Raw genomic sequence first — 14601 nt, forward strand, 5'->3', positions numbered from 1 at the left:
GGAGAAAATCTCCACCTGTTTTACTTTTTAATTTTTATTACGATCCGCATAAACCTCCATCGCATCACACATAAATTGCGCTAACCCCTCACCAAACTTATCGATATTTTTCGTGAAGCGCTCATCAGCGACGTACATTTGACCGAGTCCTTTAAAAGCATCTAATGAATATGCACCGAAGTTTTGCAAGTAATCGTACCACACTCCAATTGCTTCTTGTGCCTCTTTAGAATCTGGTGCTCCGTGTCTAAGCGCTGCTAACTTTCTATAAATAGCATTAAACTCCTCTTGGTTCTCTTTTGACATACCTTTTGCATATTCATTTGCTTTATCTACAGCTGCGTCTCCCCATTTTTCACGTGCTTCTTCTTCATATGGGTTATGGCTGAAATCGAATCCTTCAAATTTCTCTTTGTTCGTCATTTCAATCTCTCCTTTTGTATGCTGAATTGTTTTATCAATCGTCGCAATCACCTTATCTAATCTGGCACGCTTTTCAAGAAGCATTTTCTTATGAAGCTCTAGTGCCTCTTCGCGATCAAATGATGGACTCATGATAATCTCTTTAATTTTTTTCAAAGGGAAGCCAAGCTCTTTAAAAAACAAAATTTGCTGCAATGTCTCTAAATTTTCATTGGAATACAGACGATATCCAGACTCTGTCGTCTCGTCTGGGGTTAACAACCCAATTTCATCGTAATGATGCAGTGTGCGCACACTAATTCCAACTAAATCAGCTACTTCTTTTACTCTCATTGTCATTTGTATCTCCCCCTTAGTACATACGATAAAGTATGACGCAACGTTAGAGTCAATAAGTAAATTCATTTTATCTTAAAAAGTTTCATCTCTCCTATATTTGATGCATAATAGTTATGTACATATATTAGAAAGCGGTGAAAGTATGGTTTCAAATACTGTAATTGCCAGCATCATCTTTCAACTCATTGTCTCGATTCTGGTCCCAATTATTGTACTCGTTTATTTCCGTAAAAAATATAATATGAATTGGAAAGTAGTCGGCATTGGTGTTCTTATCTTTATCGGATTTACCCAAATTCTTGAAACACCATTCCACCTATTTATGCGCGGTAATCCAACAATCGCTCCATTTTTAGAAAATCCGTTTGTCTTCGCAATTTATGGCGGATTGACTGCTGGTATTTTTGAAGAATTAGGACGCTTCGTTGCCTTCTTCTTCTTACTAAAAAAATATCTAGAATATAAAGATGGCTTCGCTTATGGAATTGGTCACGGCGGAATTGAATCTATTTTAATTGGCGGTTTTTCTGCATTACAAGCATTAATCTTTGCTAATTCTATTAACGATGGTAGCTTCGCTCGACTGATTGAACAAAAACCCGAGCTGAGCATTTTACAGGACATGTTAATTCAGCAACCTGCCTACTTATACTTCCTTGGTAGCTTAGAAAGAATTATGGCACTCGTGCTTCAAATTGCCTTTACAATGCTTGTTTTATACGCAGTAAAACAGAAGAAATATATCTTCCTAGTATACGCTATACTATTCCACGCATTTGTAGACTTTTTCGCGGCACTTTACCAAACAAAAACAATCAATATCTTCGTTGCAGAAGGAATTACACTTCTTTGTACAATTGGCGCTGTCGTTCTTATTCGCAAAATGAAAGAGAAATTAATGAGTGTACCGGAGTAAAAAATAAACCACCGATTGGTGGTTTATTTTTTATGGATTGTCGCAATGTTGATAGCTTTTTCCTTCTTGCAGCTCCCTCTTTGTTTCTGCATCTATAACGATATATTTATGAAACTCTTCTACTTCATTTTGAGAAAAGGAAGCAAAAAAATAAACTTGGCGATCAGGATGAACAAAAAAATCTTGAAGCATCACACTACTCCGACAACCCACGGCTGTTTTTTGTAGGAAAGAAAATTCTTCATCGGGCACTTCTTTAAATAAGATTTTTTTTCGAACACTATATGCTGCATTATTGTATTCTTTATAGATTTTCTTATCTAACTGTTTATAAAAAATATCCTCACTCACAAATGACTTATTTCGATTGCTTGGATAATTTACTTTTTGATTCGACTCTGCATAAGTTGTGGACAAGTGTATAAAAAAACAAAGACTAACTACAATACATATCATTTTATTCATGATTGCACCTCAAATGTTCATTATCCACATTACTTTTCCACATATTTAAATCCATATGCCGTTTTACAAGAAAAAGGAATTATTTCCACATTTGTCGAAGTATATAGCGTCAACTTGAAAGATGGGGATGAATTATGAAGAAAATTATTGTAATACGACATTGTTCAGCAACTGGGCAAAAACGTGATGCTGAATTAACGACCGATGGAAAAGACCAAGCAAATACCCTTGCTACATTCCTCTTAGAAAATCATCTACAAATCGATCATATTATTTCAAGCCCATTTGTCCGAGCTATCGATTCCATTCGGCCCTATGCGCTCCAAGCTAACTTATCTATCCAAGAAGATGAACGATTAACTGAACGCATATTGAGCAACGTTCCAATGGATGATTGGATGCAAAAACTAGAATCTACTTTTACAAATATAGATATTGCCTTTTCAGGCGGAGAGTCAACAAAACAAGCAACAGACCGTGCCATATCGCTTATTCAAGACGTTTTACAATTAAACCATACAACAACACTACTTGTTACACATGGCAATTTACTTACGCTCATTTTAAAGCATTTTGATCATACGATTGGCTTTAATGAATGGAGAACTTTAACGAATCCTGATATTTACGAAATTACAATCGACGAACAATGTATCATAAAACGCTTATGGGAAGCATCATCTAAGTAATATCCCTTTCCAAAACATTCAGTTGACGCCACGAGAAGAAACTGTACTAATAATAGAAAGGGGTATCACTCCATATGTACGAAGATGTACTTGCTCTACTACATAAAACAAATGTTTCTTATGAAAAATTTGAACACGAACCAGTACTCGATTATGAGACAGATAGGATTGTACGTGAGAGACTCGGCTTACAAGGCACTCCAAGTAAAAGCTTATTTTTAAAATCAAAGTCTGGAGATTATTACGTATTTTTTACGTTAGAGGGCACAAGGCTCAACCGGGGAGAGATGAAAGAACTAACAGGAGAACGCTTATCTCTCTGTTCTCCTGATGAACTGCGAGACAAAACTGGTTGTACGCCGGGATGTGTGGCTCCTTTCGGATATTCACACGATGTAACAATTATTGTGGATAACGCTATTTATACGTACGATAAAATTTTAATTACACCTGGTGTACCTGAATTTACAATTGAATTATCCACAGAAGAATTAAAAAAGATTTTATTAACATGTCCAAATACCGTTTTAGAGTATAAACAAAAAGAGAGCTAATCGTTAGCTCTCTTTTTTCATTATTTAGCTTCTGCTGTTTTTTCTTTTGCAGAACGTACTTGCTCATCCGCATGGTAAGAAGAACGCACAAGTGGGCCAGCTTCACAGTGGCTAAATCCTTTGCTAAGTGCAATTTCTTTAAGCTCTGCAAATTCTGCTGGTGGGTAATATTTAAGAACTGGTAAGTGCTTCTTAGATGGTTGTAGGTATTGCCCAAGAGTTAAAATATCCACATTGTTTGCACGTAAGTCATCCATTGCTTCAATTAAATCTTCTCTCGTTTCACCTAAGCCCACCATAATGCTCGATTTAGTTGGAATATCAGGCTGCATTTCTTTCGCTCGACGTAAAAACTCTAATGAACGTTCATATTTTGCTCTAGCGCGAACTCGGTCAGATAATCGACGTACTGTTTCAATGTTATGGTTTAAAATATCTGGTTTTGCATCCATTAACATTTTTAAGTTTTCTTCTACTCCACCCATATCAGATGGTAATACTTCGATTGACGTAAATGGATTTTTACGACGTACAGCGCGTACTGTTTCAGCAAAAACAGCTGCTCCGCCGTCTTTTAAATCATCACGTGCAACCGCTGTTATAACAACGTGCTTTAAGCCCATTTGTACTACTGAATCTGCCACGCGTTCTGGTTCTTGTAAATCAAGCTCAGTTGGTAAGCCTGTTTTAACCGCACAAAAACGACAAGCACGTGTACAAACCGCACCTAAAATCATAAATGTTGCTGTTTTTCTTACAGCCCAGCATTCATGAATATTCGGACATTTTGCTTCCTCACAAACGGTATGAAGATTTTTAGAACGCATCATTTTCTTTAAGCCTGTATAGTTTTCATTCGTGTTTAACTTAATTTTCAACCATTCGGGCTTGCGCTTATATTCTGTTTGTTTTGTCATGGTTATCAACTCCGCACAATATGAAATAGTTTACCGTGTTCGCTTCTTTCAATGTAACATATCTATTCTAACGTATGAAAGCGATTTGCTCAAATGAAGATTCTAAGATTTTTTCCAATCGTTCCCTATAATGAAATACTCCGTATATCCCACACTAAAAAGAGTGATGTTGTGAAAGGAGTCTATTTCATGCTTCGAAAAATTTCTCTTTTGCTTTCTATTTGTTTTCTTCTCCACCAAAACATCGCTTACGGTGAAGATAATCAGCAAAGCATATACGAAAAGCGCATGGCACTATATAAAGAAACCGAGCAGTCTTCAGGCATTCCATGGTATTACTTAGCTGCAATGGATCAATATGAAAGAAATATACGGAGCGTAAGAAAAGATATTCCGAAAAAACCAGATGCCATCATTTCCCTTTATTTCAAACCAGAAATATGGGCTGGACCTATTAATAGTAACGATACTCTTCCCCATACAATTTCTCTATTTGGCGGAATAGGTTTAGATGGTGACAAAGATGGATTTGCAAATGCAAATAGCGACCGTGATCTTCTGCATACCGCAGCGACTATTTTAAGGAAACAAGGAACATCAGAAGACCGTATTAAAATTATGCTCTGGGAATATTATAGACGTGCCAAAACAGTTGATTTAATTAGCGAATACGCCCAAATTTATAAACATTATGGACGTATTAATTTAGAAGGAAATGCTTTTCCTCTTCCGATCCGTAGTGACCATAGCTACCGTAGTACTTTCGGTGCTGGAAGAAGTTTTGGCGGCAGAAGGATTCATGAAGGAACCGATATTTTTGCCGGATATGGCGTGCCAGTAAGATCGACTTGCTATGGCATTATTGAAACGAAAGGTTGGAACCGCCTTGGTGGATGGCGCATCGGTATTCGCGACCTTCATAACAATTACCATTATTACGCTCATTTAGGCGGGTTTTCAAAAGAAATACAGCTTGGACAAATTGTTGAGCCAGGAAAAGTACTGGGATTTGTTGGTAGCACTGGTTATGGACCTCCTGGTACAGCTGGAAAATTTCCGCCCCACTTACATTTTGGCATGTATAAAGACAATGGCTATACAGAATGGGCCTTCGATCCATACATGCATTTAAGCCTTTGGGAGCGCAAAGAACGAGCAAATACAAAACGATAACCGTAGCTGCATTGCTACGGTTATTTTTTATCCAGTAAAAGCCTGACTGAACCGAGTTTCACTTTATATGCGACTAACTATCTGTTTTCTTTTTATCAGGTACAGCAACACTTCCGCTTCCATAATACGTAGGCACTTCCCCTTGAACGATACGCGTCGCAATCGGAACATTTTGTTTCACCTTTATCTCTTTCGTATGAAATGGAATAATCACTTGCAATGTTACTTCCATTTCCATAACAATTTGAATCGCTGTAGTATTAATCCCATGCGGCTCAATTTTTTGTTTAATATCTGTATTCACATGTCCAACTGGCGTGAAATGAATCGGAATATCTGGTCCTATATTACCAAGAAGTGCATTATCAGTTACACGCCCAAAAGGAACTGCCATAGTCGCCCCGTTTTTTTCAGAAATACCTAGCTCCTTCAACTTCCCTTGTTCTACTTGCTGCAAATATTTTTCTATGTACGTGGTCGTTGATGTTACGATTTCATTTACTTGCTTTGTATTTAAATTAATTGTGGATACTTTTCCGTTTTTATCATTCTGTACTTTCATTAATGAATCTACATCGAATCCTTCATTAATTCGATCCTTTACTGCCTTCGTCATAATTGCCGTCGCCATTTTATGTGTCTCTACTTCCCCATATTTAATTAAGGTCGGCTGAATATTATTATTCACAATCCACAACCCTTGCGTAAGTAATATAACAAAAAGAATAAACGACATAAGCAGTATATACCGAAAGGCAATAGGTCCCCTTCGAAACCGCGAGTTTTTCGAGCGAAATATACTCATAAAAAAACCTCCTTCTTATATCATTTCTATGCAAGAAGGAGGGACGATATATGCTTATCTCATTTTTAATAATGCTTCTTTTCCAATCGTACCTGCTGGAATGCCTAATGCTTCAGCTCCAGTCGTTACCGATTCTAGTGGCGCTTCAAGAAGTTGTTCAATCGTTCTTACACCAACCGCACGGCCAGCAATAATTCCGCGATCACCTAACTTCTCATTTAAAAGACCTACATCTAATGCACCACACATAATATATCCTTTATCGCTCATTACAGCTAGCAAATTCGTCTTTGGAAGTTTCACGCTAACTGCAATAAACGTATAATTATCAATTATAATTGGCTCCACATTAACCATAGTTCACACTCCTCTCTTTCTTATCTGTATGACAAGAGAAAAATGAGTGTTACAAGTTAACTAGCCTATAGTTTAACGGAAGATGTATAAGTTATTAACATATCTGTTAACACATCTCTAAGTAGTTCTGGCATATAATATTGTTTGTCAGAAAGTGTGGATAGCTCTGGGTATAAGTAGCCAAATGTAAACATATCAATCGTTCCTACTGTATATATACGATCTAATTCCAGCGATTCCCCGTTAATTAATACATCTTCGAGTAAAATTTTATTCCCAGGAATCGTATCTGGAATGACTTCTACACCAGCGTAAATCATTTTCCCCATCACTTTTCCCCGAAATCCGAATCCTTTCACCTCAAGATTCTCCATATTCGGCTTACGTGCTTTCAAAATAACTTCTCTTAATATCTTTCCTGGAACTTTCAAAGCACACGGATTAATTGGATGTGGACAAATTCTGTGAATATCTCCGCGCGTTACAACACCCTCTTCTAACCCTTCAAGAAGTACACCAGCGTTCACCATGCCAATCTCTGCATTGCACCATGTTTTCAGCGCACTTGCTAACATGTGAGAAAACGGCGTCTCCTGAAACCAATCAACCGGTAATGACTCTTTTAAATGAACGACAGACTCTGCCATTATATGCTCACTTTCTTCCTGCAGTATTTCAATTGTGGATAACGGCTCGCTATAAGCACCTAACCGTTCCGTCTTAATCGCTCTACCGTCTTTTTTCAGCAATTTCTTCGTCTCTATATCCACAGTAAGCTGCACGTGACCAACGTAACGTCCCCACTTTTCACAACAACAAAGTAAAGTATTATTCAGTAGAATACCACGCTCAAATAAATGATGCGTATGTGCTCCTAAAATAACATCTATATCATAATGCTCTGCCATATACTCATCCATACTTTTTCCAAGGTGAGAAAGGACAACCGTAATATGAGCCTCATCTTTCACTTCTTCTAAAATAGACTCTAAATGAATAATGGGATCTCCAATATGCCAATCGAGCATCTGATAAAACTCTGGATAAGCTACCGTTAATCCGATAAAAGCAATGGTAATCCCATCCGTCGTTGTATGCAATTTATAAGGCCTTGCCCATGACGGACGTACCCCTTCTTTTTCAAATAAATTTGCGACAAGTATTTCAAATCCAGCATCATCATAGAGCCGATTCAAATGCTCCTTCGCTAACGTAATTCCTTCATTATTTCCGATCGTTACATAATCATATAACGCCTCATTTAAAAGCCTCGTATTCCCAAGTCCATTCGTCGCTTCCGAAATACTATGAAAACGATCCACATGATCGCCGATATCAACCGTCAAAACAGTCTCTCCCGCTTCCTGTCTTCGCTTTTTCTCCCCTAGAACAAACCGAGAAATTTGCGGCCAATTTTCAAAATGACTATGTATATCGTTTGTATGATAAAGGTGGATGATTGTTTCTTTATTTGTATTCAGAGAAAAAACCTCCTCTCAGTTCCTTACTGCCATTTACGCTATGCGCACACAATAATCCTGTAAATACTTTTCGTCTTTTCTTGCTATTTTACATTGTACTCGCATTGTGAGAAAAAGCAAAAGATTGTCCTTTTTATACGAGAAACTTTATTTTTGCCAGTGTGGAGATTAGTTGGTAGAGCGGGGATTTGTCAGAAAGTTAGCCGTGGGGATTTTCCCATAAGTTCTTTGCTGCATTTGTCATTATTTTAATCTAAATTACTTCCAGTCGCCCTCTTTATGTATAAATGCTCCTTTCCTGTTTGAAGGGTGCGGGGTATTCGTTCCTCTTGCTATGTCGTAATTTGTTGATAAGTCGATATCCCTTGTCGAATCGTCGATATATTGAAATAATCGCTGATATATTCCGAGTTATGGTCGATATATTTGAAAAATCGCTGATATATTTAACTGAACACCCACCCGGGTATCCTCTCCCAAGCCAAGACAAATCCGCAAAACAAAAAAGCGCCCTGCTGTGCAGGGCGCTTTCTTCATGCATATATTATCCAGCTTTGCCTCCTAGCCCCTCATGTCTAAGAACCTTCCGCACGAGAAGATAAAAAGCATCTTCTGTGCGAAAGAACCTTAGCCAACGGGTCTGAACAGTCGGCTCCGCATTTCTATTTAACCAATAGAACCTTCCATCTCAAACTTGATTAGGCGGTTCATTTCAACTGCGTATTCCATTGGAAGTTCGCGAGTGAATGGTTCAATGAAGCCCATTACGATCATTTCTGTAGCTTCTTGCTCAGAAATACCACGGCTCATTAGGTAGAATAATTGTTCTTCTGATACTTTAGATACTTTCGCTTCGTGCTCAAGTGAAACGTAATCGTTTTTGATTTCGTTGTAAGGAATTGTATCAGATGTAGATTGGTTATCCATGATTAACGTGTCACACTCGATGTTAGAGCGAGAGTTTTTCGCTTTTGGTCCGAAGTGTACGATACCACGGTAAGTTACTTTACCACCATGCTTCGCAATCGATTTAGAAACGATTGTTGAAGACGTGTTTGGTGCTAAGTGAATCATTTTCGCACCAGCATCTTGGTGTTGGCCTTTACCAGCAATCGCGATAGATAATGTTAAACCACGAGCGCCTTCGCCTTTTAAGATAACTGCTGGGTATTTCATCGTTAATTTAGATCCGATGTTACCGTCAATCCATTCCATCGTTGCGTTTTCTTCACAAACCGCACGTTTTGTAACTAGGTTGTATACGTTGTTCGCCCAGTTTTGGATTGTTGTATAACGGCAATAAGCATCTTTTTTAATGATGATTTCTACTACCGCACTGTGAAGTGAGTTAGTAGTGTAAACAGGTGCTGTACAACCTTCTACGTAGTGTACGTGTGCGCCTTCGTCTACAATGATAAGCGTACGCTCGAATTGTCCCATATTTTCAGAGTTAATACGGAAATACGCTTGAAGTGGTGTATCAACTTTAACACCTTTTGGAACGTAGATGAATGATCCACCAGACCAAACTGCAGAGTTTAATGCAGAGAATTTGTTGTCTGTTGGTGGGATTACTTTTCCGAAATGTTCACGGAAAATATCTTCGTTCTCTTTTAATGCGCTATCTGTATCTTTGAAGACGATTCCTAGAGCTTCTAGGTCTTCTTTCATGTTGTGGTATACAACTTCAGATTCGTACTGTGCAGATACACCAGCTAAATATTTTTGCTCAGCTTCTGGAATACCTAATTTATCAAATGTTGCTTTAATTTCATCAGGTACTTCATCCCAAGACTTCTCAGATTTCTCAGATGGTTTTACGTAGTACGTAATTTCATCGAAATCTAAGTCGTTTAAGTCGCCGCCCCATTGTGGCATTGGCATTTCGTAGAACTTATCCAGTGATTTTAAACGGAAGTCTAACATCCACTGTGGTTCTTCTTTCATACGTGAAATTTCTTCAACGATTTCTTTTGTTAAACCGCGTCCAGCACGGAAAATCGAAACGTCTTTGTCTTTGAAACCATATTTATAATCGCCGATATCTGGCAGTTGCTTCGCCATGTTGGTGTGTCCCTCCTTAGATAACCTCGTTTTTAGGAACCTTTAACATTACTTATCTTCGTTTAAGCCCTTTTCTAACGCTTTCCACGCTAATGTTGCACATTTAATACGTGCAGGGAACTTGCATACGCCTTGTAATGCTTCAATATCTCCTAAATCGATGCTGTCATCGTACTCTTTTCCTAGCATCATGTCAGAGAAAATTTTCGAAAGCTGAAGTGCTTCTTCAATTTTCTTACCTTTTACTGCTTGTGTCATCATTGAAGCTGAAGACATTGAGATTGAACATCCTTCGCCTTCAAACTTCGCCTCTTGCACAATACCTTCTTCTACTTTCATCGTAAGTTGAATACGATCGCCGCAAGTTGGATTGTTCAAGTTAACGGTAACACTATCTTCTAATACGCCATGGTTACGAGGATTTTTATAATGATCCATAATAACTTGACGATATAACGTATCTAAATTATTAAATGACATTTGTGAAATACTCCTTTGTCTTGATTAGCGAGTCAACAAATGTATCAATTTCTTCTTTTGTATTATATAAATAGAAGCTCGCACGTGCTGTTGAAGAAGCTTTTAGCCACTTCATAAGCGGTTGTGCACAGTGATGTCCTGCGCGAACTGCAATGCCTTCTACATCTAATACAGTCGCTACATCGTGAGGATGTACGTCTTCAATATTAAATGTAACAAGACCAGCGCGATGCTTTGGACCATAAATTGTAACGCCATCTACTTCTGATAGTCTTTCTAAAGCGTATTGCGCTAATTCATGCTCATGCTTTTCAATATTATGAAGACCGATTTCTTCTAGGAAATCAATTGCCGCACCAAGTCCGATTGCATTACCGATAATCGGTGTACCTGCTTCAAACTTCCACGGAAGCTCTTTCCAAGTAGATTCTTGTAAATCTACGAAATCAATCATTTCACCACCAAATTCAATTGGCTCCATATTGTTTAGCAATTCTTTCTTACCATATAATACGCCGATACCTGTAGGTCCGCACATCTTATGAGCAGATAATGCATAGAAATCACAGTTTAAATCTTGTACATCCACTTTCATGTGAGGTGTACTTTGTGCACCGTCAACGACCATAATTGCGCCGTTTTCGTGTGCGATTGCTCCGATTTCTTTTACAGGGTTAATCGTTCCAAGTACGTTTGATACTTGCATAATAGAAACGATTTTTGTATTCGGTGTAACAGTTTGACGAACATCTTCTAAAGAAATTGTACCGTCTGGTTGAAGCGGAAGGTATTTCAAAGTTGCGCCAGTTTTCTTCGCAACTTGTTGCCACGGAATGATATTACTATGGTGCTCCATGTAAGAAATAACGATCTCATCGCCTTCTTTTACATTTTCAAGACCATAGCTAGCTGCTACTGTATTTAATGCAGTTGTCGTTCCGCGTGTGAAAATAATCTCTTCCATTGATTTCGCATTGATAAACTTGCGAACTTTCTCACGTGCACCTTCATACGCGTCGGTAGCTTTCGTACCGAGCGTATGAACACCGCGATGCACGTTAGAATTATATTCTTTATAGTAACGTTCTAACGTTTCAATGACTTGAATTGGTTTTTGAGAAGTTGCTGCACTATCGAAATAAACAAGTTGTTTGCCGTTCACTTTTTGATCAAGAATTGGAAACTGTTTGCGTATTTCATGAATATTCATTAGCGAACTTTCCTTTCAATTACCTCAACAAGCTGTGCCTTTACTCCTTCAATTGGAAGCTCATTAACTACAGGTGCTAAGAATCCATGGATGACTAAACGTTCTGCTTCGCGTTTTGGAATACCACGGCTCATCAAGTAGTATAGTTGGACTGGATCTACGCGACCTACTGAAGCTGCGTGACCTGCCATTACATCATCTTCGTCGATTAAAAGAATTGGGTTTGCATCACCGCGAGCTTTTTCATCTAACATAAGAACGCGAGAAGATTGTTGTGCATTTGATTTAGATGCACCGTGTTCAATTTTACCAATTCCGTTAAAGATAGATGTTGCACTATCTTTTTGTACACCGTGTTTTAAAATCCAACCTTCAGAATGTTTACCGAAGTGAACAACTTTAGTTGTAAAGTTTTGTGTTTGGTTACCACGGCCAATTGTTACTGTTTTCGTATCAGCATATGAACCGTCGCCCATTAAGTTCGTAACGTTCTCTGAAATTGTGTTTCCGTCATTCATAAGGCCTAGAGCCCAATCAATACGGCCGTCGCGTCCTACAACGCCGCGGCGGTTAACGTAAGTTGTTACGTCTTTTGCTAATAGATCAACCGCACCGAATTTCACTTGTGCGCCTTGTTCCACGATTACTTCTGCTACGATATTTGCAATACCTTTAGCATTTTCATTTGCAACATAGTTTTCTACATAAGTTGCAGTACTGTTCGCATCAGCTACGAATAGTACGTGGTTATATACGTTAGCTTCTTCGCCGTCTACTAAGAATACAGCTTGAAGTGGAGTTTCAAGAACAACGTTTTTCGGAACATATACGAATGCACCACCGTTGATTAATGCAGCATGAAGTGCAGTTAGACGATGCTCGTCTACTTTCACGCCGTCTTTCATTAAGTACTTTTGTACTAGTTCAGCATGCTCAGTTGCTGCTGTTACAATGTCTGTAAAAATAACACCTTTTTCTTTTGCTTCGTCTGCTAAAGAAACGAATGCAGTTGTACCAGTACGTTGCACTAATACGCTGTTATTTTCATCGATTAAGTTTTTCACTGCTTCTGGAAGTTCAGTTAAAGAACTTACAGGCTCTTGCTTAGCAGCGTCGCCTTTTCCGATAAAGTCCCATTTGTCAATTTTCGTTTTATCAGGCGTTGGCATTGGAAGTTCAGTTGCTTGTGCAAGAGCTTGTAAGCGGAACTCAGTCAACCAAGCAGCTTCGTTTACTTCGCTTGCGCGTTGACGGATTGTTTCTTGATCGAAAGGTAATGTACCGATTGTCATGTTTATGCTCCTCTCTTACGCTTCTTGCTCTGTTGTTTCGTCTTCAATACCTAATTCTTTTTTAATCCAGTCGTAACCTTCAGCTTCTAGACGTTGTGCAAGCTCAGGGCCACCAGATTTAACGATACGACCGTTCATCATAACGTGAACGAAGTCTGGAGTGATGTAGTTTAATAAACGTTGGTAATGCGTAATCATTAGGCAACCGAACTCTTCGCCGCGCATTTCGTTAATACCTTTAGATACAACTTTTAATGCATCGATATCAAGACCTGAGTCGATTTCATCTAAGATTGCGATTTTTGGCTCAATCATCATTAATTGAAGAATTTCGTTACGTTTTTTCTCTCCACCAGAGAAACCTTCGTTTAAATAACGTTGTGCCATTTCTGGATCCATTTCTAGGAATTCCATGTTTTTATCTAATGTACGGATAAATTTCATAAGAGAAATTTCATCGCCTTCTTCACGACGTGCGTTAATTGCAGAACGTAAGAAGTCAGCGTTTGTTACTCCGCTAATTTCACTTGGATATTGCATTGCTAGGAATAGACCCGCTTGTGCGCGCTCATCTACTTCCATTTCTAATACATCTTCACCGTCGATGATGATGCTACCTTCTGTTACTTCATACTTTGGGTGACCCATAATTGCAGAAGATAAAGTTGATTTACCTGTTCCGTTAGGTCCCATAATTGCGTGGATTTCTCCACCTTTTACTTCAAGGTTTACACCCTTTAAAATTTCTTTGCCATCAATTGATACGTGTAAGTCTTTAACCGTTAATGTAGAACCAGCCATCTCAATACCTCCATTAATCCTATATATACATTTTAAAAATTCCTAAAACGTTCATATTCTCATTTTATTCTCATTCTAATCTTATATCAAATAAAATGATATCGCAAACGACGAAAAAAAGTAACAATTTTTTCACAAATGTATATAAGTATTTCATTTACATCTTTCTATGATACACCTTTCTTCTTATTTATATAAAGAAAAAAGAACTGGAAAATTACCAGTCCTTTCCTTATATTTATTCACTTATCGGAAGTACAGCACCTTTATATTCTTTAGTAATAAAGTCTTGAATTTCTTTTGAATGCAATACTTCTACTAGCTCTTTAATCGCCTTTTTATCTTTATCACCTTTACGAACCACTACTACGTTTGCATATGGTGAATCATCACCTTCAATTGCAATTGCATCTTTTTCTGGATTTAATTTCGCATCAATTGCATAGTTTGAGTTAATTAAAACAGCGTCGCCTTCTTTATTGTTATACACTTGTGGTAACAAACCTGGCTCAATATCCGTTTTGAACTTTAAGTTTTTCGGGTTATCTGCAATATCTTTTGGAGTTGCACTAACTGGATCTACTCCGTCTTTAATTTTTAAAATGCCTTCTTTTTGTAAAATTGCTAAACCACGT

General features: G+C 38.1%; 16 protein-coding genes. 4 read left to right on the top strand and 12 right to left on the bottom strand.

The features are described from left to right. Positions 1-27: 27 nt before the first annotated feature. Entirely contained in the window at positions 28-762 is a 735-nt protein-coding gene (locus HMPREF2590_RS21515) for a MerR family transcriptional regulator (protein WP_000178767.1), read from the bottom strand. Between the two features lie 100 nt (positions 763-862). Here HMPREF2590_RS21515 and HMPREF2590_RS21520 point away from each other — a divergent pair, with 100 nt between their 5' ends. Next, complete coding sequence (locus HMPREF2590_RS21520) at positions 863-1678, top strand: YhfC family intramembrane metalloprotease (RefSeq protein ID WP_002097971.1); 816 nt, start codon at positions 863-865, stop codon at positions 1676-1678. Between the two features lie 30 nt (positions 1679-1708). Here HMPREF2590_RS21520 and HMPREF2590_RS21525 read toward each other — a convergent pair whose 3' ends face one another. Next, complete coding sequence (locus HMPREF2590_RS21525; protein WP_001038439.1) at positions 1709-2143, bottom strand: hypothetical protein; 435 nt, start codon at positions 2141-2143, stop codon at positions 1709-1711. Between the two features lie 134 nt (positions 2144-2277). Between HMPREF2590_RS21525 and HMPREF2590_RS21530 the strand changes: the two genes are divergently transcribed. Together HMPREF2590_RS21530 and HMPREF2590_RS21535 are read left to right on the top strand one after the other, a co-directional pair. Continuing rightward, complete coding sequence (locus tag HMPREF2590_RS21530) at positions 2278-2832, top strand: histidine phosphatase family protein (RefSeq protein WP_000721049.1); 555 nt, start codon at positions 2278-2280, stop codon at positions 2830-2832. A 74-nt stretch (positions 2833-2906) separates the two neighbouring features. Further along, positions 2907-3386, top strand: coding sequence for a YbaK/EbsC family protein (locus HMPREF2590_RS21535; RefSeq protein WP_000272747.1), 480 nt, complete (start codon positions 2907-2909; stop codon positions 3384-3386). Positions 3387-3406: 20 nt separating this feature from the next. Here HMPREF2590_RS21535 and lipA read toward each other — a convergent pair whose 3' ends face one another. Continuing rightward, the gene (gene lipA / locus HMPREF2590_RS21540) at positions 3407-4303 is read right to left on the bottom strand and encodes a lipoyl synthase (RefSeq protein ID WP_000166372.1); all 897 of its coding nucleotides are present in this window, start codon (positions 4301-4303) and stop codon (positions 3407-3409) included. Between the two features lie 189 nt (positions 4304-4492). Between lipA and HMPREF2590_RS21545 the strand changes: the two genes are divergently transcribed. Continuing rightward, positions 4493-5476, top strand: a complete 984-nt coding sequence (locus tag HMPREF2590_RS21545; protein WP_044584957.1) for a M23 family metallopeptidase — start codon at positions 4493-4495, stop codon at positions 5474-5476. Positions 5477-5549: 73 nt separating this feature from the next. Here HMPREF2590_RS21545 and yunB read toward each other — a convergent pair whose 3' ends face one another. The 9 genes from yunB to HMPREF2590_RS21590 all read right to left on the bottom strand — a co-directional run. Further along, positions 5550-6281, bottom strand: a complete 732-nt coding sequence (gene yunB, locus HMPREF2590_RS21550; protein WP_000021805.1) for a sporulation protein YunB — start codon at positions 6279-6281, stop codon at positions 5550-5552. Positions 6282-6335: 54 nt separating this feature from the next. Continuing rightward, positions 6336-6638, bottom strand: coding sequence for a YunC family protein (locus HMPREF2590_RS21555; protein ID WP_000248466.1), 303 nt, complete (start codon positions 6636-6638; stop codon positions 6336-6338). 65 nt (positions 6639-6703) lie between these two features. After that, on the bottom strand, positions 6704-8119 hold the full coding sequence (locus tag HMPREF2590_RS21560; RefSeq protein ID WP_153601884.1) for a 5'-nucleotidase C-terminal domain-containing protein: 1416 nt from the start codon (positions 8117-8119) through the stop codon (positions 6704-6706). 666 nt (positions 8120-8785) lie between these two features. Continuing rightward, a complete protein-coding gene (sufB, locus tag HMPREF2590_RS21565; RefSeq protein WP_001118827.1) occupies positions 8786-10183 on the bottom strand; it encodes a Fe-S cluster assembly protein SufB in 1398 nt (465 codons plus the stop codon). Between the two features lie 48 nt (positions 10184-10231). Next, positions 10232-10663 (bottom strand): Fe-S cluster assembly sulfur transfer protein SufU, encoded by a 432-nt coding sequence (gene sufU, locus HMPREF2590_RS21570; RefSeq protein ID WP_000009523.1) that lies wholly within the window; start codon positions 10661-10663, stop codon positions 10232-10234. After that, positions 10653-11873, bottom strand: a complete 1221-nt coding sequence (sufS, locus tag HMPREF2590_RS21575) for a cysteine desulfurase SufS (protein ID WP_001020768.1) — start codon at positions 11871-11873, stop codon at positions 10653-10655. Before sufS ends, sufU begins: the two co-directional genes overlap by 11 nt. Continuing rightward, complete coding sequence (gene sufD, locus HMPREF2590_RS21580; protein ID WP_000152167.1) at positions 11873-13165, bottom strand: Fe-S cluster assembly protein SufD; 1293 nt, start codon at positions 13163-13165, stop codon at positions 11873-11875. The genes sufS and sufD overlap by 1 nt, the downstream gene beginning before the upstream one ends. Positions 13166-13180: 15 nt before the next feature. Further along, entirely contained in the window at positions 13181-13966 is a 786-nt protein-coding gene (gene sufC / locus HMPREF2590_RS21585) for a Fe-S cluster assembly ATPase SufC (RefSeq protein ID WP_000929160.1), read from the bottom strand. 238 nt (positions 13967-14204) lie between these two features. Further along, positions 14205-14601: MetQ/NlpA family ABC transporter substrate-binding protein (locus HMPREF2590_RS21590; protein WP_256325171.1), on the bottom strand; the 397-nt coding region annotated here is incomplete at its 5' end.

It is taken from the genome of Bacillus sp. HMSC036E02, from assembly GCF_001836235.1.
GTDB lineage: Bacteria > Bacillota > Bacilli > Bacillales > Bacillaceae_G > Bacillus_A > Bacillus_A cereus.

What these genes read in the sequence shown, in the direction of transcription:
- HMPREF2590_RS21545 (WP_044584957.1), top strand. Translation starts at nt 4,493, where the DNA reads ATGCTTCGAAAAATTTCTCTTTTGCTTTCTATTTGTTTTCTTCTCCAC.
- HMPREF2590_RS21520 (WP_002097971.1), top strand. Translation starts at nt 863, where the DNA reads ATGCATAATAGTTATGTACATATATTAGAAAGCGGTGAAAGTATGGTT.
- HMPREF2590_RS21555 (WP_000248466.1), bottom strand. Translation starts at nt 6,638, where the DNA reads ATGGTTAATGTGGAGCCAATTATAATTGATAATTATACGTTTATTGCA.
- sufB (WP_001118827.1), bottom strand. Translation starts at nt 10,183, where the DNA reads ATGGCGAAGCAACTGCCAGATATCGGCGATTATAAATATGGTTTCAAA.
- HMPREF2590_RS21525 (WP_001038439.1), bottom strand. Translation starts at nt 2,143, where the DNA reads ATGAATAAAATGATATGTATTGTAGTTAGTCTTTGTTTTTTTATACAC.
- sufS (WP_001020768.1), bottom strand. Translation starts at nt 11,873, where the DNA reads ATGAATATTCATGAAATACGCAAACAGTTTCCAATTCTTGATCAAAAA.
- sufC (WP_000929160.1), bottom strand. Translation starts at nt 13,966, where the DNA reads ATGGCTGGTTCTACATTAACGGTTAAAGACTTACACGTATCAATTGAT.
- sufD (WP_000152167.1), bottom strand. Translation starts at nt 13,165, where the DNA reads ATGACAATCGGTACATTACCTTTCGATCAAGAAACAATCCGTCAACGC.
- HMPREF2590_RS21530 (WP_000721049.1), top strand. Translation starts at nt 2,278, where the DNA reads ATGAAGAAAATTATTGTAATACGACATTGTTCAGCAACTGGGCAAAAA.
- yunB (WP_000021805.1), bottom strand. Translation starts at nt 6,281, where the DNA reads ATGAGTATATTTCGCTCGAAAAACTCGCGGTTTCGAAGGGGACCTATT.
- HMPREF2590_RS21535 (WP_000272747.1), top strand. Translation starts at nt 2,907, where the DNA reads ATGTACGAAGATGTACTTGCTCTACTACATAAAACAAATGTTTCTTAT.
- lipA (WP_000166372.1), bottom strand. Translation starts at nt 4,303, where the DNA reads ATGACAAAACAAACAGAATATAAGCGCAAGCCCGAATGGTTGAAAATT.
- HMPREF2590_RS21515 (WP_000178767.1), bottom strand. Translation starts at nt 762, where the DNA reads ATGACAATGAGAGTAAAAGAAGTAGCTGATTTAGTTGGAATTAGTGTG.
- sufU (WP_000009523.1), bottom strand. Translation starts at nt 10,663, where the DNA reads ATGTCATTTAATAATTTAGATACGTTATATCGTCAAGTTATTATGGAT.